Genomic DNA, 23305 nt, shown 5'->3' with positions numbered 1-23305 from the left:
AAATATACAACTATTGGTTAAATTTGATTTGGATTTAAATTGTAATCATCTTTTAGTCAGTTGTTTAAGACCGATGTCCCATCTGTTGAATAAACTGATCCAGCTGATCATTTTTTTCGAGACCCAGTTTTTGTTTAAGACGGTACTTGGCCATGCGGATGCTCTTTGGTTCAATATTCAAGCGTGTTGATATTTCTTTGTTGGAGAGTCCCATGAGCATATAGGAGCAATATTTTAAATCTAACCGGGTAAGGGTATGATTGGCTTTCTTCTGTAATTTTTCGAAAAATTGGGACTCGCTTTCGAAAAAATCCGTTTTATGCTCTTCAAACTCTTTATCCATCCGTTTTTGTTTGTGCATAATACGTTTAATCTGTTCATCAACAGAAAGATTACTCTTTTCCATGATTTTACTGGATAACATGTCCAGTAAGCCGTTTTTTTCTTCAATTTGCAGGGTTCCTGCTAAGACCTCCTTCTGTAAACGTTCCTCCCGTTCTTTTAACAAGATTTGTTCGGCATGTAATCTGTTGGCCTCTGCTTCTTTTAGCTGTGCTTTTAGTTGTGCTTCTTCTTTTTCTCGGTCAATCAGTGCTTGTTTTCTGATGGAAGCTTTCAGTTTATAATTATAGGAGCTGAGCAGGAATAACAAGCTAAGGATACCGGATATGCCGATGATGAGGTATAAGAAGTTTCGCTTTTTTAAGTAGCTTATTTCTTGTTCTTTTTTGGCCATGCTGTACTGAGCTTCCATTCGTTGGATATTGGCTATTTTCTCTTCATTGAAAGCATCTTCGTTATATGCGATATGTTGTTTGAGATAGCGCAGCGCAGCTTTATCCGATCCTTTTTTTTCAGCAATTTTTGATAGAGCGAGAAATATCCGCGCTTTGGTCACGGGCATTTTTACAACACTGCCTTCAATGGCGGCCAAACCGTCGAGCAATGTTTTTTCTGCTTCTTCATATCGCCCTTCCTGTAAAGCATACTCACTTCGAATGCCATAGCAATTCATAAGCACTTCGTGCAGATTTGTCCGTTTTGCAATATCAATAGCGAAATCGATGTACTTATCTGCGCTGTCTTTGTAATGGAAGGGAAAATGTTTGAAATAGCTATTTGCGATATTAAGCGCTACAGCAGCTGTATTGCTTAGCGTAATGATTCGCCCGCGTTGAATGGATGATAATCGAATAGATCTTTTATCATATGTCAATGCGGAATCTAATAAATCACGTCGAGCGGTGTCCAGTTTATAGCGATCATAGAAGCTCTGTCCTACAGTGAAGTAAGCCGTGTTAAAGGCATCTACTTGTCGACTTTTGATTGCGCTTTCGTAACTGAGGCGGGCATAAGCCATCTGCTTGTTTGCATCGTTACCATAACCATAAATGCTGGCTAGATAATGGTAAATTGTCGTTTCATACTCGTGAAAATTCACGGCTTTGAATTGATCGAGCGCTTTCAATAGTTTGGTAATCGCCTGATCGTTTTCGCTGTTCACAAGATCTAACCATCCATCCCGAAATTCGACAAATCCTTTTGCAATCGGGCTCTTTGTTTGCGAAGCGTAGTAACGTGCACTGTCAAGACTTGCATAGGCTTCTTTGATATTGTTTTCCTGTACATAGAGATAAATGAGTGTTGCGAAACCCAGAGCGGCCCCTTCGTTACTTTTTGCTTGTCGGCCAATATGAATCGCCTCTTTTGCCTGTTTGATCGATTTTTTTAAATCTTTCTCTGTATTTGCCTTTGCTAGCAGACAAAGAATCAGTGGTTTATCTGCTTGTTTGGTGTTCGGTTGCACTAAAAGATTCTCCAGTGAGTCAATGTATACTTCTTGTCCGCTTGAAAAGTAAGGGGAGGCGAAGAGAAAAATACCGATGAGGAATAAGGACTTTTTGAGCCAATGCATATGTCAAAAATAGAAAAAAGATACATTTATCAAAAGCGGGTTAATGTGATAAGGTTCTGGTTAATAGTTTTTTGCAGTGTTTTTGTAGACGCTTTGTAGTTAGATGGAATTCGAGATGTAGACGTTGTATAGGTGGCAAATTTTAGGCGCGTCAACGATTCCATACTAGCTTTGTCCTGTTCATTTTTTAAACAGATCGTATTATGATGACGAATAAAAACATGTCAATTATCGCTTATCTGACCATTGTTGGATGGGTTATTGCCTATTTAAATTATCAGAAATCTAAAGAAAAAAGCAGCCTGGTCGCTTATCATTTAAGCCAATCGTTGGGTATCTTCATTTTTTATATTGTACTGAGCATCCTTTCTGCCATTATTTTGGCCTTTTTGCCCGGATTGGCAATCCTGTGCTATGTAATCCTGTTAATTCCATTGGTTTTACTGCTATTAGGTATTATCACTGCCATTAATGAAGTGAAGAAACCCGTACCCCTCGTCGGAAAGGTATTTGAAGGAAAATTTAATTTTTAAATCATGCGCGTGACATCTATCGATGGGATAATCGCAAAAAAAGAAAAAACAATGAAACGACGTTTTTTTTATACATTACTATGTATGTTCCTTGTATTTCAAGGATTTGCACAACAGGGTAACCGTACTATCACGTTGAAACTCACAGATCCAAAAACAAAAAAATCGCAAAACTATCTATTAAATTCCTTTGCCTACTCCTGTACAAGGCCTAGAGGTGATAACCAGTCGCTCCAATATTCGCCTTACGACGTCTATATAGTAAGTGTCGACTTTCAACAAAATGCCGACGAATTCTTATTGAAATGGATCGGAGGGCAAATGAATAAGGCAGATGGCGTAATCACCGTGGAAACGAAAGGAAACAATGAGTCCATGCGCACTATTACGTTCAGAGATGCGCTCGTGGGAGCTACATCGGAGAGCTTTTCGTCAGGTGAGGGCTATGGTTATGCGTCTACGCAGGTTTCCATCTATATTGATAACCTGACGATCGATAATGTTCCGATACAATATGCAGCGGTTGATGCAAAAGGAAATTGATGGACCTTAATTTTTGCAGAATATGATCATTTTTGGAACCGGGAAAAGTCTTATACATACGGGAGAACCAACATTCAACTGTGCTCATTGTGGTTCAATACAATCGGTAGGACTTCGTTTTTTTGTACATTATTTCCATATCTTCTGGATCCCGATGTTTAGCTATAAGGTGAAAACCCTTAGCTATTGTACCCATTGCAGACAAATGCTGGAAAAGAGAGGAATGACCGCTGAACAATCGCAGCATATACTGCAAGAGAAACCGCGGGTACCTTTGAAATATTTTAGTGGATTGCTGCTCGGTGCGGTTTTGATATTATTTATAATCGTCGCGATCGTCAATGAAAATAGGCAAACCGATAAATATTTGCAGCAGCCACAAGTAGGTGATGTATATGGAATGAAACAGTCAAATGGCTATTATACCTTGTACCTCGTTAGTCAGATGAAGGGCGATTCGCTGGGGTTCAGAATCAATAACTACGAAGTGCCCAGCTCTTCAAAATTAAGTGTTATTCGTCGCGATCATGCAGCAGATTATGGAAAAAGCGTTGTTTTTGTATCGAAAGAGGAGCTTGAAAAATTAATGGAAGAAAAATACATCGTAAATATCCGCAGAGATTAACAAATTAAGAACTTATGCAAACGATCAAAACAAATTTGTTTGAGCTGGAAGTTTCCGATCTTTTTCAGAATCGTCGGATTATCTTCGAAAGTGTACGTGCCGAATATGAAGTGGGAGATGATTTGGTAACAATCGGCGTGAGCCCGATCGAAAATTCCTACTACACGAAGCAAGAGGGAAAATCACTAAAAGAGAAGTTTATTAATTTCTGTTTGAATCGGAGAGGGGCAGCGAAGTTGCTGGAAGAATGGAGCGTGGAAATTGGAGGTTATGAGGCTAATATCTGCACAGTAATAAATGAAGAAACAGGCTATTCTTTCTATTTTGGCATGTTGGCGATAGATCATGCTTGTAGCATTGATTTTATCGGTGATTGTGAGACAGCCCTTTGGGAGAAATCATTTGCCTTGTTTGAACAAGCTTTTCTTAGCATACGCGTTATTGGAAATGCACAGGAAGCGGTTGATTCACAGCAGGAAGCTATTAATGAATTATTTGCTCCATACGATTCGCTGGATAAAAAGGAGAAAGATGACTCGTTGGTTTACGATGACCCCATGGCCTTTGAGATACCGAAAAATGGGGAGGCCTACTTTAGCGTAGATGGTTTGGACTTTGATTATTTAGACAGCTCCGAAACGAATATTCCTTCTCATAGCAACACGGGAAGTGACCTTGTTGTAACACTGAAGGCGCGTATCAAAAACTACAACGATGCGCAGCATGGACATATACTAAATGATTATGAAGATGGAGAAGTATATTTTACTTTTTCAGTAAACAATATCTATCAACCGGATGCCCCAAATGGTATAATTAGTTTTGAAAAGGATTATGATGTTAAGCGTGAGGCATACCTTTGGAAAGGCGGCTTTAAATACAATCTTGAACTTTTTGGCCAATTAGTCTTAAAAGATGGTTGGATCGGGATGAACGGCTATTTTCAAACCATCACGGAAGACGCCCGTTATCCCATTTCTTTTGCGAAGCAACTCCAGCTCGAAAGAATCTCTTGGGAACACTATCATTTTTCCTCCTTGGAGGAGCTCTTCTTGGCACCGGTCAACTTGCCGCGTCATGTACGGCTAAAAAAAGTTGATGCTGCTACATTGCCTGATCAATTATTTACCTACACCGGTTTGGAATCCTTGAGCATTACATTGGATAAAAATGCGCAAGATGGAATGGCGTTGGAAGAAATACCAAAGCAGTTGATCGCTTTGACCAGCTTGAAGGAATTGGTACTGGTGGGTTTTTGGAAGGTAAAGGAAATTCCTGAAGAAATAAGTGCCTTGCACCATTTGCGTTTGTTGTTCATTACAGGCACACAGATAACATTGATCCCTGAAAATTTGTTAGCACTTCCGCAATTGGAATATGGTACATTGTCTAATAACAGGCTTCAAAAACTTCCTGAAAGTTTCTCACCATCGTTAAAATCCCTTTCATTAGATGGGAATCAACTCCAGACGGTACCTGAAACTCTCTGCGATTTGCCGAACCTTCGTCGTTTGGATATTTCAAAGAATCCGCTGACGCGTCTTCCGGACGGTTTGGAAAGGATAGAAAGTTTGACGCTGGAGCTGGAAAAGAAGCAAAGCTTGCTCGATTATATCTATAAGGGGGCGGATGGAAAAGGAACGATAGCGATTCAAGCGGAACTATTTACCGCTCTTCATGACCCTGATCTGAATGAAAAACTGACTCGGGCGCTTCGTGATGAATATTGGACCCCCTATGAAAGGGGAATCAAGTCGCTGGCACTTAGGTCGCTTGCTTTGGAAACAACGCACCTGGATGATTACTCGATGAAAGGAAATACACGGTTTGGAGGCTTACCGGATTTACCGGAGAAGATAGAATATCCTGTGTTTACCACCTATGATAAACGATTAATGGGCTATCAATTCATCGCGCAATTGAATTGTGCTGAACTTGCACCGTATCAGGATTATATGCCCAGGCATGGCATTCTCTATTTCTTCATCACAGATCAGGAAGATTTTAAGGCAAAAGTAATATACGCTGCGGAAACTGATTCATTGGTTTCAGCTGCCCAACTGCCAATAGAAGAGGATTTCATTTATGATGATCATGGTATCTTTTCTGCTTGTTCTGTGAAGATCGGTAAATATGCAAGTGTGCCAAATTTTTATAGTGACGAGGACCTCTATGTGGATGAAGCGGCCAATTTATCGGATCTTGAGGAAGAATACGAACGGGTCGAAGCCTTGAAGTTGCGTTTAGAGGATAATTTATCGGTGAAGCCGGTGCACAGTATAAATAGTTATGTATTTAAACAACACGATTCGCCACAAATAGAAGCTGCTAACCAATTACGCGGAAATGCGAAAGATTTCATGGTGCTCTTGCGGGTAAGTTCGGATAACCTGCCGGGATTCTGTTTCTGGGATTCGGGGGAGATTTATTTTGTTATTCACAAAAGTGATTTGGCGAAAGCTGATTTTTCTAACGTTTATTGTGGCTTGGAGAGTAGTTAAGTAGTTAAGAGATTGAGTAGTTAAATGGTTGAAATGTTGAGTAGATGAGTAAATCCGTAGTACATTAGGCTCTCAAGAAGAAAGGTAATTGCTGTCGTAATTCATCGTGGCTGATGAGTTCCGGATCTTGAAATTGTTGGCGAAGTAGGTACATGGGAAATCGCAGCTGTAAATGAGACGTTTCTACAACAGCTTCCTCCGCGGAAAAATAATGATGTTTATATTCTCCGACCAAAGGGTCAATCTCTTGCAAGCGGATGATGAGCTCATGGATCACAAAAACCGGAATCTGTATATCGCTTATTTTCATCTATTTATTTTTTAATGGTCGATGTGAACTCAATATAAATGATGTTATTTAACAAAAGGTTACTACTAACTTAATACAAGTTTAACCATTTAATTTGGCTTCTCGAAATAAAAAACCGGTCTTGATGTCAAGAATGATATACACATCCCCCGAAGGTCCTTTGCTAAAAGTAACGCTATTTCGTTCGGAATCGTACAAAAACTGTTCGATTTCGAACAGCCCCTGTTGGAATAAAGTCGCTGAATCTCTTGATGTCAGGTTTTATGCTATTGGCAAACTTGTTGTTTGCTAAGTAGGGTAAATCAATCTGAATATGATCAAGAATTATATCAAAACCGCCTGGCGTAACTTGCTTAGAAGCAAAGGTTTTGCAATGACCAACATGCTGGGGCTTAGTATAGGGATCACCTGCACAATTTTTATCTTGCTATGGGTGAGAGATGAACTTAATTACGATAAATTCCATGTAAATTATGATAATATCCATGTCGTAATTGCCAATCGCGATTTTAATAATCGTGTCTTTACCGATTATAATATGGTGTTACCACTGGCGTCCGCTTTAGAAAAGGCCAGTCCGCAAATCAAAAATGCCGCAGTCACTACACAGGGATATGACCTTACAATGCGTCATAAGGATGCTTTACTACAAAAGAATGGTATGACTGTCAGTGAGCATTTCTTCGACCTGTTTTCCTGGAAGTTTATAGAAGGAAATCCTGCCACCGCTATTCAGGACCCATCAGCTATCGTGATTACCCAGTCGGCAGCAAGGGCAATTTTTGGTGAGCAAGATCCTATGAATCAAAGCATTCGTATTGTAGAGGAAAACCGTGATGTAAAGGTGAGCGCCGTAGTGGCTGACCCGCCAAGCAACTCGAGCTTTCAGTTTGATTTTGTGCGTCCTTTCAATTATTCGGATGAATACACGAAGCAAATGATGAGCAATTGGGTAGGGTCGAGCTGGCGTGTTTATGTACAGACTGTGCCGGGAGCAGCTATTCAACAAGTGGATGAAACCATCAACGCCATCAAAAAAACACATGACCCAGGTGATCGAATCAGCACGTACTTCACCTTTCCGATGGCTAAATGGCGGCTATATAGCGAATTTAAAGACGGAAAAAATGTGGGGGGAATGATTGAATATGTGAAGCTTTTTTCAATCATAGCCGTCATCATTTTACTGATTGCCTGCGTGAATTTTATGAACCTGTCTACGGCTAGATCAGAGAAACGTTCGAAAGAAGTAGGTATCCGTAAAACGTTGGGAAGTGGGAAATTGCAGTTGATTTTACAGTTCTTCAGCGAATCGACCCTGTTGGTATTAGGGGCATTTCTGCTATCGATCGGCTTCGTTTTTCTCTTGTTGCCTGCATTTAATACACTGGTAGAGAAGGAGCTGTCGCTTGAGCTAAATCGGGCTTATTTTTGGCTCGGATCCATCCTTATTATTCTCTTTACGGGGTTGGTTGCCGGTAGTTATCCGGCTTTGTATCTCTCAGCATTTAATCCTGTCAACGTATTGAAGGGTCTATTCTTGTCGGGCAAAAAGGCTGCGCTGCCACGGCATATGTTGGTTGTGGGCCAATTTGTGATTTCCATTTTGTTAATCTCTGCGACGATTATCGTATACCAGCAAATACAATATGTGAAAAATCGCAACATGGGCTATAAAGCGGACAATTTGCTGATGGTAACCGGTACGGAGGATACAGAAAAAAATTTTAACGCGATAAAAGAAGAACTCCTTGCCAGTCGAGTAGTACAAGCGGTAACACGCTCAAGTTCTCCCATCACCCAGATTTGGTGGAAATCAGGTGCTCCGGATTGGAATGGAAAGCCTGCCGATCTGAGTCTGATTATTTCGGGCATTCGTACAGACGTGGATTTTACGAAGACGATGGGCATTAATTTACTGCAAGGACAGGACTTCTCGGGGATGCCTGCTGATTCAACCGCTGTTTTACTCAATCGGGCTGCAGTGGAGGCTATGGGTCTAAAGAACCCGATAGGAATGGAGATGCGTTTTGGCGATGAAAAGTATCAAGTGATCGGGGTAACTGAAAATGTTATTATGGAATCACCCTATCAACCGGTTGATCCCATGCTTACTTTTTACAACCCCCGTGCAACTGGCGTTATTTCGCTACGACTTGGCGAAGGCGTGTTACCACAAAAGGCTTTACCCTTTATCGAGACCATATTTAAGAAGTATAACCCTGCCTTCCCTTTTTCTTATCAGTTCGCGGATGAAGAGTTTGGAAGAAAGTTTATAAATGAGGAATTGATCAGTACGATAACCAATATATTTGCCGGCTTGGCTATCTTTATCTGTTGTCTCGGATTGGCCGGCTTGGCTTCATTTACGGTTGAGAAACGCTTTCGGGAAATTGGTATTCGTAAAGTACTGGGGGCTACGATTAATCAGGTCTTATTGTTGATTTCCGGCCAATTTCTGAAGTTGGTACTCATTTCTTTAAGCTTAGCGGTGCCACTTACCTGGTGGTTGATGCATCATTGGTTGGAAAAATACAATTATAGAGTAAGCATCAGTGTCTGGACCTTTGTTGTGGTTGGTTGCTTTGTACTGCTTTTGGCATTGGTGGTGGTGTGCTTAAATGCCTTGCGCGCAGCCACCACCAACCCGGTAAGGAGTTTGCGAACGGAATAATCAGGTCGTAAATAGACTTTATTTGTTTTCCTGTTGGTACCAGATATCCTGATAAAGTTCTGGATGTCGTTTAAATTGGCTGTGTACGTAAGGACATAGGGGAGCAATTTTCAGGTGATTCTCACGCGCATACTCCACTAATTTATTTAATAGTAGTTTTGCGTAACCTTTACCTTCATGTTCCGGGTCTACCTCGGTGTGATACACGGTCAATCGACCGTTATAAATGGAAATTTCCATTTTTCCTGCTTGACGATCAGCAACGAAAAGCTGAATTTCTCCTCGATTGTTTTCTAATTTGACTTTTAATTGTTCCATATGAATACGTGATGATGTATTTTATTAACCGGGTGTTTTGTAAAGGTAAAGCTAGCGTATAATTTATATAGCTTGATTAATCTAGGTTAAGAAAAGACGACTTTTAATCGCCTTTTCTTGAAAATGGATTTATATTTTATTCTAAATAACCGAATTTCCCCATATTAAAGTCGATGATCGCTTCCCTTATCTCTGCGTCGGTATTCATAACAAAAGGTCCGTAACTCGCGATTGGCTCGTTGATAGGTTCTCCGCTCAACAATAAAATAACGCTCTTTGTATTCGCTTGTATGCTGATTTCATCACCTTCGTTTTTGAATAAGACGAAACTGTGCTCAGCTGCTTCCGCTCCATTTACTTCAATATGGCCATTTACAATCAAAAGTGCCGTATTATGCGTTGATGGTATCGATGTAGTAAAGGTACCTCCACTATTCAGCTGGATATCAAATAAATTGATCGGTGTATAAGTTGATGCTGGACCGTTCACGCCTGCTGTGCCACCGGCAATGATGTTCACCTGGCCTTGATTATTGTCCAGCACCAGTTTTCCCATATTTTCGGCAGTAAGTGCTTGATAATGGGGAGCCACTGACTTGTCCTTTTTAGGTAAGTTTACCCAAAGTTGCACCATCTCAAATAGTCCTCCCTTTTTTGAGAAGGATTCTTCATGGAATTCTTTATGAAGGATGCCATTACCGGCCGTCATCCACTGTACATCACCTGGATTGATAACACCGCTGCTTCCGGCGCTATCGTAGTGGGCAACGCTACCCTGATAGGCAATGGTTACTGTTTCAAATCCCTTATGAGGATGAACGTCAACACCGCGTATATGATCAGAAGGACCAAAGTCAAATGCCGCGTTAAAGTCGAGCATCAAAAATGGACTAATACGTCGTTGCGTGATTCCTCCTCTGGGAATGTAATTGAACACCCTAAAACCGTCACCCACCATGCCAGGTTTGACTGGTTTAGCTACAATGCTTTCTATTAACTTTTTCATGGTTTCCCTTTCTTTTCCACAAAGGTAAGATCCGGTGGACGGATAGAAATTGACCTATGGTAAGAAATATTCCGGTTATAAATAGCTGTTACGGCGTGCCAATTCTTTGCGCACACGACTTAAAGACTCGGGCGTAATTCCCAGGTATGAGGCGATCATAATTTGCGATATACGCAGGGTCAACTTTGGATAAAGCCGTATAAAATCCAGGTATCGCTCCTCAGCACTTGCCGCTAAGAGCTGATTGATGCGGCGCTGCATATACCGAATGCTATTATGTAAAAGGTAAACATTGTATTTTCCGAAATCGGGACAAAGTTCCATTGCGCTGTCCAGAAAATTTTTGCTGACGATAACAACCTCGCTATCTTCAAGAACATCGATGTTAAAGGCTGCCGGTTCTTTAAAATAAAAGCTATTGCGATCACCTAACCACCAATTTTCAGGAGCAAATTGGATGGTATGTTCCTTCCCCTGGTTATCGAGGGTATAGGCACGTAACAATCCCTTGCATACGAAATAACTGACATTTGTTGATTCACCTTCATGAAGTAATATTCGTCCTTTCGGATAGTTTTTTTCTTTCAATTCCTGTTTCAAAACAGTAAATTGTTCTCCTGTTATAGGTGTATGATGTTTGAGGTAATTTTCGAAAGCTTGCATGCGCCAATTTAATAATTTATATAGTTTTGATAAAAAAGCCATGGCAAAAATTGTTGTTTTATCTGCAAGCGTCAGGCGAGGCCGCAATAGTCATCGCGTAGCGTTATATTTTAAAAATTATATTGAGAGCAATCACTTGGCAGCGATAGAAATCGTAGATCTAGAAGCCTACGACTTTCCGCTTTTCGAAGAGCGTTTACGCTTTTTAAAAGATCCTTCCGATAAGATTTTGGATTTTGCAGCAAAAATCAGGGAAGCGGAGGGTATTTTGCTCGTGACGCCAGAGTATAACGGAGGTTATCCCGCCAGCTTAAAAAATGTAATCGATCTGCTATACGATGAATGGCGTAAAACGCCCATTGCCTTAGCAACAGCTTCTGCGGGTAATTTTGGTGGCGCCCAGGTGATGACATCGCTGGTATTCAGTTTGTGGAAAATCGGTGCCATACTCGTTCCGGCCATGTTTCCTGTCGCCAGGGTACAAGAAGCGTTCAATGAAAACGGAGAACCCTTGGACGAAGTACAGATGGATAAAAGAGCTCATACTTTTGTGAACGAATTATTATGGTATATGGAGGCAAAACGAAGGATGCGTGATTAAAAGCTGATCATGCATAGATGAAATAAACCTTGCCTGCCTTTGGCAGACAAGGTTCTAGCTTGTTAATTGTAACCCGGATTCTGTTTAAACTCCTCTTTATTGAGAATCGCATCTAACTGGCTTTGCGGAATCGGCCGTACCTGATGATACTCTTTGATATTATTCTTTGCGTCGGGATTGAATTGCTGCACATAAGGAATAAGTTTATGCGTTCTTTTTAAATCAAACCAGCGGATTTGCTCGCCTGCTAGCTCTCTTGCACGCTCTTCCAATATAAAATCAATATCCAGATCCGCGGCCTTCACTTCCATCGCTTGTTCTTTACCCACTTTTGCTCGCGTATGTCGAAGGGTGTTGATCAAATTAAGCGCTTCCGTCGGATTGCTTTGCAAGCTTGCTTCAGCAGCGATGAGGTAAAGCTCTGCCAGACGGATTACAAATACATCTCTAGCACTCCATTCCTGAGCGACGGTTAGCCGCGTAGGATCCATAAATTTAGACAGTTGGATAAACTGAGAGCGGAGCGCAGGTGTACCATCCGCACGATATAAATTATTACGATCATATATGCGATACCTACTTTTTGCCCAATTAGCCTGTTCAATAGTCACGGGATCTCGGCGTGTCAAGACGGCGGTGTCGCCAAAAGCCATTTCGGGAAAAACCTGACTATCACCTTTTTGCATACCAGCTTTATTGGCGAACCAAACTGTTTGGAAACTTCCATCATAGCGTTGATCGTTCACGGGGTCAAATAACTGGAGAAGGTGGAGAGAGGGCATAAAGCGTTGAAAAGGCCTCCCGTAAGCAATACTCCTTTCCAGACCTTCTTGCCGGTCGTATACCATAATAAAATGTAAGTGGCTGTTGTTGCCCTTACCCGCTACGGCTTCAAAATCTCCATTTAACAAATCGTCATTGGTATAGTTTACATAAAATACAACTTCACTGTTGCTGCCCCCTTCCGCATTGCCCATATCCCAAAGTGATTTATAGTCTTCAAATAGTGCGTAACGTCCGCTGTTAATAAGTTCTTTGGCAAGCGTAGCAGCCTCAAGGTACTTCGCTTGATTTTGATATTGGCTGCCTTGCGTAAGACATACACGTGCCAATAAACCTTTCGCAACATCTTGCGTAATACGACCATTGGTCGATTTTCCTTCTTTTAAATTCTTAATGGCTGTGTTTAGATCACTGTTAATTACTTCGTAGAAATCCTCTTCGGTTGATCGTTTGGCTGTAGTGACCACACCCTCCGTCGGGCTTGTATTCAGGACTACACCTCCCCAAATCTGAACGATCTGGAAAAGGTAAAACGCTCGTAAAAAATGTACCTCGCCCAGATACTGTTGCTTAAGCGTTTCCGTTAGAGGAGATTGCGGCAAGCGGGCGAGTGCGGTGTTACATACGTTGAGCGCGCGATAATACATATCCCACATGTCCTTAATATTAGTTTGTCCCCCGTTTAAATCAACGGTATAATCTGATATCTGGTTGGCTTTGTTATCTCCACCACGAAGAAAAAGGTCTGTGCCCGTTTCTGATAAACCCATGCCATGCTCTTTTCCGTACCATAGACGTAAACCAGAGTAGCAAGCATTTACAGCACTGGTAATCCCTGCTTCGGTGTTATAAAAGGGGTCTTCTGTTAAACTACTTTGATTGTTTTCCTCCAGAAATTTCTCGCAAGAACTTAAAAGAAGCCCGGTTAGCATCAGTAACAGGGTTCTGTATTTTTTTATCTTTTTCATCTGTATTAAATTGCTTTCAAGGGTGATAAGGCCCTGCCTACCACGGGCAGGTGCCGATATTACTGGTTTGAATAGATTATTTTTTCTCATGACGGATTCACTATTTATTGCATTTAAAGCACATTGACTTATAAATCGACATTCACGCCAAATACAATGGTACGTGGTAAGGGAAAACTGAGGTCTCCACCACGTTCGGGGTCATAGTCTTTTACTTTCGTAAATACGAAATAATTCTGCAAGGTACTGTACAGCCTGATTCGCTGAACGGATAAGCGTTCCAGCCATTTCTTTGGCAAGGTATAGCCCAATGTAATATCCCGTATTTTGACGAAGGATCCATCAACATAGCGTAAAGTCGATTGAAATAGATAACTACTGGTTGAATATCCGCTATTAGGACGGGGAAATTCGTTTGAGGGGTTTTCGGGTGTCCAGTAATTCGCGTTTGCACCATTTTCCAATGCACTGGGTTTGTAAGTGGCCCCATATTCGTAATTAATATATTGCCCAATCCGGCCAAAGACAAAGACGGTCAAGTCCACATTCTTATAAGAAACACTGTTGTTAACGCCAAAGGAGTAGCGCGGTACTTGCGAAAATACCGTCCGGTCATCCGGATCACTTACCCCATTAGGATTGCTGTCCTGGATTTTAATGTCACCCGGGCGATAACCTCCAAAGGCCTGCGCGGCTTCTTCTTCACCAAGTTGCCAAATGCCTATTTTTTTATAATCGTAATAGATTTTAGTCGGTTCACCCACAATCCAGGCATTGGCGATATTCCGGGTAACCCCGTCATTCAGGGCAACAATTTTTTCGCGATTCAGCATAAAAGACCAGTCGGTTTGCCAATTCCAATTCTCCTGTTGAATATTAACGGTGTTGATGGCTATTTCGATCCCCTTATTGGCTGTTTTTCCTACGTTTTGCATCACGGTAGCATAGCCTGTTGAAGTTGGTAGTAAACTGGGAAGTAATAGATTGTCGGTCTTCGAGTCATATAATTCAATTGCACCGCTGATTCGATTGGAAAACAAACCGAAATCAATTCCCAGATTCCAGGTAGCTGTTGTTTCCCAGGTCAGGTTGGGGTTTACGAGATCGCTCGGCCAATAACCGAAGGCTGCAGATGAGCCAAAGGCGTATGCAGATTTACTGAGTGCACCGAGGGTTGAATAAGGCGAAATTGCACTGTTTCCCGCCTTCCCCCAACTGAGTCTCAATTTCAATTCATTTAAGAGACCTTCCTTTGACATAAAGGGTTCATCGATGATACGCCAGGCTCCTGCAAGAGACGGGAAATAACCCCATTTGTTCCCTTTGGAAAGTACGGACGATCCGTCTGCCCGTAGAGATGCCTGGAACAGGTATCGGTCTTTTAATTTATAATTAAGTCGTCCAAAGAAGGATGCCAGGCCGATTTCCTCTAAACGGCTTCCAATGTCTTTTGCGGAGGTATTTGAACCGATATCGTAAAAGCCTGTGAGATCGGATGCCTGATTGTTGCCATAACCTTCAAAAAGCTCGTATTTTGATTTAATCGTACTCGTACCGGCCAGGGCATTGAAGTCATGGTCGCCGATTGTTTTGTGATAGTTAAGGGTGTTTTCCCAGGTATATTTTACCATAGTTGTGGTCGAATCACCCGAAGAAGAATTTCTACCTACGTTAGCTAACGTGTTAGCGGCTCGGAAGTACCCATTGCGTATATCCTGCACATCGATCCCGATCGTACTTTTAAATAAAAGGTCTTTATGCAAATGGATATCGATATAGCCCGAGCCGAACAAACGTTTATCATTGATATTGTTTTTAAACACGCCAGGCTGTTCATCAGCCAGCGGGCTAATAAAAGTACTATATCCCGGTGCAGGGTAAAGGTTTACACTGCCATCATCGTTATAGGGTTTAGCGATCGGTAGATTTTTATTCGCCATGTTCATTGGGTTGTCCCGTTTATCCTGGTTCTTAAAGGTGTATTGCATGCTTAAACCAATTTTGAAAATTTTGTTTAAGGTATGATCTACACTTAAGCGACCGTTGTATCGTTTAAAATGATCGTTTTTGAACATTCCTTTGTCGTATTGATAACCTAAGGAGATTGCAAATTGCGTTTTTTCGTTGCCCCCATTTAGGTTCATTTCATAGTTCTGCAATAAACCAGTGTGGAAGAGCAAGTCCTGCCAATCAACGAATTGCCCGGAGCGGATATATTCGAGCTCCGTTGCATTGAAGATATCTTCATCTGCCATATATTCATCATTATTTGTCGTACGATAGGCTTCACGCTTTAACTGTGCATAAGTAGGGCCATCCATCATCTTCGGATAGAAGGGTTTGTTGTTGACCGATAGATAGCTGTTGAAAGAAACATTGGTACGACCGGATGCGTTGCCTTTTTTGGTCGTGATGATAATAACACCATTGGCTCCTCTGGTACCATAAATGGCCGTGGAAGATATGTCTTTCAATACCTCAATGGAGGCAATGTCACTTGGGTTGATGTCCACAAAAGAACCATATTGTATTCCATCCACTAATACCAAGGGTTGATTGTCAGCATTAAGCGATCGATTACCACGTAACACGATTCCTACATTGGCACCTGGTTGTCCGGAACTTTGAGTAACATCGAGTCCCGCCACTTTACCTTGCAGCGATTTTAGTGCATTTGTTGTGGGAATGGCAGTAATGTCTTTCGCTTTAACGGAAGTGACGGCACCGGTTAGGTCTCTTTTCCGTACGGTGCCATAACCGACTACAACCACCTCGTCCAATGCTTCTTCAGATGGCTCCAAAGAAACGAGAACCGGCGTGGAAAAAGAACGCACTTCGGTGCTCGTTTCTTGGTAGCCGATGAAATTAAATTGTAGCGTTATAGGTAGGGGCGCATTTGTTTTTATAGCAAAATTACCCATTGCGTCGGTTTGCGTACTTTCTTTTCCTCCCATAACACGTACAGTTACGCCGGGGAGAGTTTCTTTCGATCGCACATCACTTAGGGTGCCCTTTATTTCATGATGTTGTGCAGAAGCCATGTGGATGTGCACCCCAATAAAGAAAAGGATTAACAAAGCTTGTTTCGTCATAATTTTTGGTATTTGATTTATAGAAATTTTTGAAGGTATTCAATGAAAATTTTCCAATCGGAAGCGATGGTTCCGTGTCCGCCGATGTGCATATAATACCCGAGTGGTGAAAACGTAGATGCCGTGCTGCCGCCGATTGGAAAAGCTTTAAGCTTAGGATCCATGTTGTATAATTGATAAACCGGACTAGCGGCAACAGCGGCGAGATATTCACCTTTTGGATCCGACCAATAGTCTTTATCTCCCGTTTGAAGCAGGAGGGGTCTTGGCGCCATCAATGCAATCAGCTCATGGGCGTCTACCGGAGCACTTGCTGGGTTCTTAGCATATCGGTGACGATTTGGTGCAAACTGATAATGATAGCGGGATGTGTCCGTCATGTGCGAAATGCTTTCTCCATAGTCTCGTCGACTGAGCGCTGCCCCACCTTCTCCGGAGCAACTTGCAATCACCAGTTTGATGCGCGGGTCAGAAGCACCGGCCCATAGCACGGTCTTTCCTAGACGCGATACACCAAAAAGAGCGATGCGTTGACGGTCGATTTCGCGATCTGCCCGAAGGCAATCAATGATACGTTGTGTTCCCCATGCCCAAGCCGCAATAGCCCCCCAAGCACTTCCTTCAGCTGCGTTTTTATGGTTTTGGAAATAATGGCGGATACCTTCTTTTTGAACAGCCATTTTGTAATCGGGTTCAATATCACCATAATAGAAAGTCGCAAAGCCGATACCGGCGGCTAAAAGGCTGTCGAGTGGGACTTGTGGTTTCTGTGCTCGCGCCGGAAGCCGCTCACCCATTTTATTGTACACAAAAGAAGGTGCGATCATGGTGTCGGACACAGCTTGGTTGTTCGCTTGGAAGGCGATGTGTACAAGCATGGGAACTTTTCCTTTTACCTGTTTGGGGAGATAATAAAGAACCTTGACACACTGTTGTCTATCCGCTGTTAAATAAACGACTAGTTGCTTTCGGATAGCACGACCGGACTTTGCATTCCGATCTTCTTCGATCAACTGCCAGCTTGCTTGTTTGATGGCTTCTTCGGGAACTTTACCAAATTGCTCGCATTCGAAGAGCTTCCATAGCTCCTGTCGGCGCTTATGTTGCCATGTTTCTTTGTTTTCTACGATACCACCTGCATTAAAAGTCAATGGGTCGGGAAGTACGTATCGGCCCACCCGGGCTTCATCATAATTTACCGGAAAACCGGCAACGGTGTCTGTTAATTGGGTTTGTGCCTGTAAAGTTAAGACATAGCAAATCCCAAACAGCGTCATGGCTATTTTACGTTTCATGGATAGGGCGTATTTATGTTAAATGATAAATGGTGATTCTTTTATCGAGGAGGACCCTCTATTGGATGGGCTTCGCTTAATACACACCTGCATATTTCAAAACACTTAAGTAATGAAGTGTATACGTAGTTGAGGCTAGGTTTCTCTAATGACTTGCTTGACATAACTGGTTTATTTTCTGGTTTATATGTAGTGCAATTTCAATCCAATTGAGAATATGTGCTCAAGCAAGATAGAAAAATGGGCCTAATTAATTAGCTAATTAATCGGTAAAAAACTACGCAATCGATTCCAATATAGGGGAATAGCCGCCCTGTTGTAACGATAGCGCCTATACCAATCTATGGCGGCTTATCGCTTGCTGTCTTTCGGTTACGAAAATGATAGGTCTTTTGTTTTTGTTATAATCTTTGTTTACTTTTGATTTCGTAAATAAACAAAAATAAACGAAGATAAAATATGTCGGAAACGATACTGCCTCATCAACGGCGGGAAAAGATAATCGAGTTACTTAAAGAAGATGGTTTTGCCAAAGTGATCAATCTGGCAAAAATCTTCAAGGTAACGGAAGTTACGATTAGACAGGACTTGGAGAAGCTTGAAAAGGAGGGAGCACTTATTCGTGAGCACGGAGGCGCTTATTTGAAGAACATTGAGGATAAGGTGAGGACTTTATCATTGAGTAATCAAGATAATCTGGATAAAAAGGAAAAGATTGCCAGTAAATGTGTTGAATATATCGAAAGCGGAGACAGTATTATTCTTGACTCCGGTTCTACGACCACGGAGATTGCAAAAAAGTTAAAAGGTTTTAAAAACCTGACTGTCATTACGAATGCTTTAAACATAGCGATGATGTTGGGGACGGAACCGGGTATTGATTTAATTGTCACGGGAGGGGAGTTTAAACCACCTACTTTGTCGCTTACGGGGCAAAAGGCGGCTGATTTCTTTCAGGGTATTTATGTGCAGAAGCTCTTTCTGGCTACTGCCGGGCTATCACTAAAGGCTGGTTTAACCTACCCGAGCATCAGCGATATTGTGGTAAAAAAAGCAATGATCGATGCTGCGGAAACAACGTATTTAGTGGCGGATTCCACCAAAATCGGGAAAAGCTCTTTTGCAAGTCTTGGGGCCTTATCCTTAGTGGATTACGTTATTACAGATTCCGATATCCACGAGCGCGATAAGAAGCTCTTTGAAGAAAATGACATCGAAATTCTACTTGCCTAATGCATTACATAAAGACTAACTAAACTATAACATTAAAATATGAATAATAAGGGAACCTTGGGAGTGATCATTGGAAATCGTGATTTTTTTCCGGATAAACTGGTTTCAGAAGCGCGTCTCGAGCTTATTGAGCAATTCCAAAAATTAGGTATTAAGTATGTAATACTGGATGAACTTCAAACAAAATTAGGCGGGGTGGAAACCTTTAAAGATGCACAACGATGTGCTGAGCTATTTAGAAAGCATGCCGAAGAGATTGTCGGTGTGCTGGTTGTATTACCCAACTTTGGCGATGAACGGGGTGTAGCAGAAACCTTGAAATTGGCTGGACTTGATGTTCCTGTTCTGGTACAGGCTTATCCGGATGAGTTGCATAAACTGGATCTTGCAAGAAGACGGGATTCATGGTGCGGCAAGATTTCAGTATGTAATAACCTTTATCAGTATGGTATTAAATATACCCTTACCGATCAACATGTTTTACATCCCAAAGATCCCGTTTTTGCTCGAGAACTTCTTGATTTCTTGGCTGTCTGTCGTGTAGTGCAAGGGCTGAAGCGTTTACGGATCGGTGCGGTAGGTGCCCGACCAGGGGGCTTCAATACGGTTCGATATAGCGAGAAGCTTTTACAACGGCATGGTATTTCAGTCGTTACCGTTGATTTATCAGAAATCCTCGGTAGGGCAAATCGACTAAACAAAGAAGATACCTTGGTGAAGGCACATTTGGATAAGGTTAACGCTTATGCTTCTCGTGGCAAGACACCGGATGAGGCAATGATACAAATTGCCAAACTTGATGTAGTTCTTCATCAATTTATGGAAGAGCATGATTTGGATGCTACCGCTATCCAGTGTTGGACATCGCTCCAAACAAATTATGGTTGCAATGTATGCACCAGTATGAGTATGATGAGCGAAAATATGCTACCCAGCGCCTGTGAGGTAGATGTGACGGGCACATTAAGTATGTATGCCATGCAGTTGGCCTCGGCTTCACCAAGTGCATTGGTTGACTGGAATAATAACTATGCCGATGACGCCGATAAGTGCGTACTTTTTCATTGCGGTAACTGGGCAAAGTCATTCTTGCCGGCAATGGAAATCAGTAATGCACCGATTTTGGGAACTTCTGTTGGTGTAGAAAATACGTATGGGGCACTTGATGGTCGTACGCCTGCCTCACCTTTAACATATGGGCGCATTAGCACGGACGATCCGAAGGGAATTATTAAAGCTTATATCGGCGAAGGCTTGTTAACGGACGATCCCCTGAATACTTTTGGAAATCGTGCGGTAGCACAAATACCGGATTTGCAGGGGCTTATGCAGTATGTGTGTCGCAACGGTTTTGAACATCATGTAGTCATGAATGCCTCGAACACCGCCAGTATCCTAAAAGAAGCTTTAGGTAATTACATGGGATGGGAAATTTATCAGCATTGTCCCGAAATTAAATCATAACGATTATGGTAGCAAGTGAATTAATAGCGAAGTCAAAAGAATATCGACAAAAGATTTTAAAATACATTATCGGTGCAAAGGCCGGGCATACGGGGGGGAGCCTCTCCTGTATTGATATTTTAAATGTGCTTTATAATGTGGTGCTAAATGTTAGTCCCGATAATATAAGCTCGCCTGATCGGGATCGCTATATTCAAAGTAAAGGGCATTGTGTAGAAGCCTTATTCGTCGTATTGGCCGACAAGGGTTTTTTTCCGGAAGAAGAGTTGAATACACTCTGCCATTATCAGTCGCACTATATCGGGCATCCTACTCGAAAGGTAAACGGTGTGGAGCAAAATACGGGTGCCTTGGGGCATGGTTTGCCGATCAGTGTTGGCACGGCGCTAGCTGCAAAGATGGATAAAAAAAAATATCGGGTATTTACTTTATTGGGAGATGGCGAATTACCCGAAGGATCTAACTGGGAAGCGGCTCTGACCGCGGCACATTATAAGCTTGATAATCTGTGTGCTATTGTTGATAAGAATAGTTTACAAATTACGGGCCCAACAGCAGAGGTCTGTAATACCGATCCGGTAGACCTCAAATTCGAGAGTTTTGGCTGGGCTGTCAAACAAGTAGATGGGCATGATTTGCAGGCAGTAAAGGAGGCGCTCGAAAGCGTACCTTTTGAAGAAGGGAAGCCAAGTCTGCTTATTGCCCACACGATAAAAGGTAAAGGTGTAAGTTTTATGGAACACAATATTAGTTGGCATCACGGTGTACCAAATGCGGAACAATATGCGCAAGCGATAGCCGAACTAAATGCATAAAGATATGGGAAATGTATTAACAGACGAATTGCAGGCTACCAAACCGAATCTAGAGGTGTTTTCTGCTACCTTACAGAACCTGGCAGCTCAAGACCACGATGTAGTGGTTGTAACCAGTGATTCCAGAGGGTCGGGTAAGTTAGTACCCTTTGGTAAAAAATACCCGGCTCAAATGGTGGAGGTCGGTATCGCAGAACAGAACTTGGTTGGAATAGCAGCTGGTTTGGCTTCTACCGGTAAAAAAGCTTTCGCTGTTTCTCCGGCCTGTTTTCTTACTGCGCGTGCTTTGGAGCAAATAAAGAATGATGTGGCCTATTCTGATAATCCGGTAAGGCTTATTGGTATCAGTGCGGGGGTAAGCTATGGAGCACTGGGTTCAACGCATCACAGCTTACATGATTTTGCCGCGTTACGAGCTATTAATAATTTGATGATTCTGGCACCGGCAGATAATTATGAAACTGAGCAGGCAATTTTGCAAGCCTATAGGCTTGATCAGCCGATTTATTTGCGCTTCGGGAAGAAACCGATGCCCTTGCTGACCAATGAATCTTCCAATAGATTTAACTTGGGGAAAGCGCGGATTATTAAAAAGGGGCAAGATCTGGTTTTTATTGCTACCGGAGAGACCGTCTATCCTGCTTTAGCGGCCGCCCAGAGGTTGAAAAAGGAGCAGGGACTAGATATTGCCGTGGTGAGTATGCATACGATCAAGCCATTAGATACGGAGATATTGCAGTACTTTGCGACACATGCCGGCGCAATGGTGACGGTGGAAGAACACAGTGTAAACGGCGGACTGGGAGAGGCTTGTGCATCTTTTCTTCTGCAACATCACTATCGTAAACCTTTTAAGATCGTTGGGATACCGGACGAATATACGGTTACCGGTTCGCAGGTTGAAATTTTTAATCATTATGGTATTTCTGAAGCTGGTTTGACCAATACAGCTTTAACAATACTGGGCAAGATGATATAAGAAGCATCTTATACATCCATTTTATTCAAAACAACAAACCATTTTATGAACTACCTAAATGTATGGGCCATGCTATTGCTGCTCTGTTTGGGCTGCAGTAACAGAAATAAAGAGAACGAGGGCAAACAAGTTGCCATTGTAGTTTCTACGCTCAACAACCCATGGTTTGTCTTTCTGGCGGAATCGGCCGCGGAAAAGGCCCAAGCGTTGGGCTATACGGCCAAAATTTTTGATTCACAAAATAATACTGCTTTAGAGACGGACCATTTTGAAAATGCGATAGCAGCAGGTTTTGATGCTATTTTATTTAATCCAACCGACGCAGATGGCTCTGTTGTTAATGCAACGAAAGCAACGGACGCCAATATCCCGGTTTTCTGCATGGATCGTGAGATCAACTCGCGGACTGCAGCAACCTCACAGATTTTATCGGATTCCTATGCTGCTTGTGTACAGCTAGGGGAGTTATTTGCCAACGATTTGGAAAGGCACGGAGATTATGCGGAAATATTGGGAATTGTTTCGGACAATAATACCTGGAATCGCTCCAAGGGTTTTCACAGCGTGGTGGATAATTTTCCTGATTTGAAAATGGTAGCCCGGCAGAGCGCCGATTTTGATCGAAATAAAGCAATGGAAGTGATGGAATCGATTTTACAAGGACATCCGGATATTAAAGGTGTTTTTTGTGGAAATGATGCAATGGCAATGGGTGCTTATCAGGCAACGGTTGCCGCCGGGAAGCAAGATCAGATAAAAATTTATGGTTTTGATGGTGCAGAAGATGCAGTAAATGCCGTTAAAGAAGGACAAATACAAGCTACAGCCATGCAATTTCCTAAATTAATTGCGGAGAAGGCGGCGCAGCTTGCAGATGCCTATTTTAAAGGAGAACGTACGTTTCGGAAAAAGTTACCCATAGCGGTAGACGTGGTAACTCAAAAAAATATCGATCAATATATTGCTTATGGCAAGAAAAACTAAGTA

Annotated in this window: 19 protein-coding genes; 11 read left to right on the top strand and 8 right to left on the bottom strand. The window is 42.1% G+C overall.

The features are described 5' to 3' along the window. Positions 1-64 precede the first annotated feature (64 nt). Complete coding sequence (locus tag RYH73_RS18920; RefSeq protein ID WP_335315038.1) at positions 65-1915, bottom strand: LuxR C-terminal-related transcriptional regulator; 1851 nt, start codon at positions 1913-1915, stop codon at positions 65-67. A gap of 203 nt (positions 1916-2118) precedes the next feature. Between RYH73_RS18920 and RYH73_RS18915 the strand changes: the two genes are divergently transcribed. The 4 genes from RYH73_RS18915 to RYH73_RS18900 all read left to right on the top strand — a co-directional run bounded on the left by RYH73_RS18915 (position 2119) and on the right by RYH73_RS18900 (position 6117). Beyond that, complete coding sequence (locus RYH73_RS18915) at positions 2119-2448, top strand: DUF4870 domain-containing protein (protein ID WP_335315037.1); 330 nt, start codon at positions 2119-2121, stop codon at positions 2446-2448. Between the two features lie 84 nt (positions 2449-2532). Next, positions 2533-2991, top strand: a complete 459-nt coding sequence (gene tssD / locus RYH73_RS18910; RefSeq protein ID WP_335315036.1) for a type VI secretion system tube protein TssD — start codon at positions 2533-2535, stop codon at positions 2989-2991. A gap of 22 nt (positions 2992-3013) precedes the next feature. Beyond that, complete coding sequence (locus RYH73_RS18905) at positions 3014-3616, top strand: hypothetical protein (protein WP_335315035.1); 603 nt, start codon at positions 3014-3016, stop codon at positions 3614-3616. A 14-nt stretch (positions 3617-3630) separates the two neighbouring features. After that, positions 3631-6117, top strand: a complete 2487-nt coding sequence (locus RYH73_RS18900; RefSeq protein ID WP_335315034.1) for a DUF1963 domain-containing protein — start codon at positions 3631-3633, stop codon at positions 6115-6117. A 64-nt stretch (positions 6118-6181) separates the two neighbouring features. Here the strand turns inward: RYH73_RS18900 and RYH73_RS18895 are convergent, their stop codons facing one another. Further along, positions 6182-6427 (bottom strand): hypothetical protein, encoded by a 246-nt coding sequence (locus tag RYH73_RS18895; RefSeq protein ID WP_335315033.1) that lies wholly within the window; start codon positions 6425-6427, stop codon positions 6182-6184. Between the two features lie 313 nt (positions 6428-6740). On the opposite strand from RYH73_RS18895, the gene RYH73_RS18890 reads away from it, so the two are divergent. Continuing rightward, positions 6741-9101, top strand: coding sequence for an ABC transporter permease (locus RYH73_RS18890; RefSeq protein WP_335315032.1), 2361 nt, complete (start codon positions 6741-6743; stop codon positions 9099-9101). Positions 9102-9119: 18 nt separating this feature from the next. Here RYH73_RS18890 and RYH73_RS18885 read toward each other — a convergent pair whose 3' ends face one another. From RYH73_RS18885 to RYH73_RS18875, 3 genes are all read right to left on the bottom strand, one after another. Continuing rightward, positions 9120-9419 (bottom strand): GNAT family N-acetyltransferase, encoded by a 300-nt coding sequence (locus RYH73_RS18885; protein WP_335315031.1) that lies wholly within the window; start codon positions 9417-9419, stop codon positions 9120-9122. 136 nt (positions 9420-9555) lie between these two features. Further along, positions 9556-10425 (bottom strand): pirin family protein, encoded by an 870-nt coding sequence (locus RYH73_RS18880; RefSeq protein ID WP_335315030.1) that lies wholly within the window; start codon positions 10423-10425, stop codon positions 9556-9558. Positions 10426-10500: 75 nt separating this feature from the next. Continuing rightward, the gene (locus RYH73_RS18875; protein WP_335315029.1) at positions 10501-11130 is read right to left on the bottom strand and encodes a Crp/Fnr family transcriptional regulator; all 630 of its coding nucleotides are present in this window, start codon (positions 11128-11130) and stop codon (positions 10501-10503) included. Here RYH73_RS18875 and RYH73_RS18870 point away from each other — a divergent pair. Then, positions 11129-11689, top strand: a complete 561-nt coding sequence (locus RYH73_RS18870) for an NADPH-dependent FMN reductase (protein WP_335315028.1) — start codon at positions 11129-11131, stop codon at positions 11687-11689. The two genes, RYH73_RS18875 and RYH73_RS18870, sit on opposite strands and share 2 nt — an antisense overlap. Positions 11690-11751: 62 nt before the next feature. On the opposite strand, the gene RYH73_RS18865 is transcribed toward RYH73_RS18870, so the two are convergent. Genes RYH73_RS18865 through RYH73_RS18855 form a run of 3 tightly spaced genes read right to left on the bottom strand, consistent with a single transcriptional unit; the run spans position 11752 to position 17827 of the window. Then, positions 11752-13530, bottom strand: coding sequence for a RagB/SusD family nutrient uptake outer membrane protein (locus RYH73_RS18865; protein WP_335315027.1), 1779 nt, complete (start codon positions 13528-13530; stop codon positions 11752-11754). Positions 13531-13568: 38 nt separating this feature from the next. Further along, positions 13569-16532 (bottom strand): SusC/RagA family TonB-linked outer membrane protein, encoded by a 2964-nt coding sequence (locus RYH73_RS18860; RefSeq protein WP_335315026.1) that lies wholly within the window; start codon positions 16530-16532, stop codon positions 13569-13571. Between the two features lie 17 nt (positions 16533-16549). Beyond that, complete coding sequence (locus RYH73_RS18855) at positions 16550-17827, bottom strand: glucuronyl esterase domain-containing protein (protein ID WP_335315025.1); 1278 nt, start codon at positions 17825-17827, stop codon at positions 16550-16552. A 459-nt stretch (positions 17828-18286) separates the two neighbouring features. Here RYH73_RS18855 and RYH73_RS18850 point away from each other — a divergent pair, with 459 nt between their 5' ends. The 5 genes from RYH73_RS18850 to RYH73_RS18830 are packed head-to-tail and all read left to right on the top strand — an operon-like array spanning position 18287 to position 23302. Continuing rightward, entirely contained in the window at positions 18287-19060 is a 774-nt protein-coding gene (locus tag RYH73_RS18850; RefSeq protein ID WP_335315023.1) for a DeoR/GlpR family DNA-binding transcription regulator, read from the top strand. A gap of 39 nt (positions 19061-19099) precedes the next feature. After that, entirely contained in the window at positions 19100-20524 is a 1425-nt protein-coding gene (locus RYH73_RS18845; RefSeq protein WP_335315022.1) for an L-fucose/L-arabinose isomerase family protein, read from the top strand. Positions 20525-20529: 5 nt separating this feature from the next. Beyond that, positions 20530-21339 (top strand): transketolase, encoded by an 810-nt coding sequence (locus RYH73_RS18840; RefSeq protein ID WP_335315021.1) that lies wholly within the window; start codon positions 20530-20532, stop codon positions 21337-21339. A gap of 4 nt (positions 21340-21343) precedes the next feature. Continuing rightward, the gene (locus tag RYH73_RS18835; RefSeq protein WP_335315020.1) at positions 21344-22318 is read left to right on the top strand and encodes a transketolase family protein; all 975 of its coding nucleotides are present in this window, start codon (positions 21344-21346) and stop codon (positions 22316-22318) included. A 45-nt stretch (positions 22319-22363) separates the two neighbouring features. Next, a complete protein-coding gene (locus RYH73_RS18830; RefSeq protein WP_335315019.1) occupies positions 22364-23302 on the top strand; it encodes a D-ribose ABC transporter substrate-binding protein in 939 nt (312 codons plus the stop codon). Positions 23303-23305: the final 3 nt, after the last annotated feature.

The sequence above is a fragment of the Olivibacter sp. CPCC 100613 genome (assembly GCF_036959255.1).
Taxonomy (GTDB): Bacteria; Bacteroidota; Bacteroidia; order Sphingobacteriales; family Sphingobacteriaceae; genus Olivibacter.
This window is presented reverse-complemented; position numbering and strand designations above follow the sequence as displayed.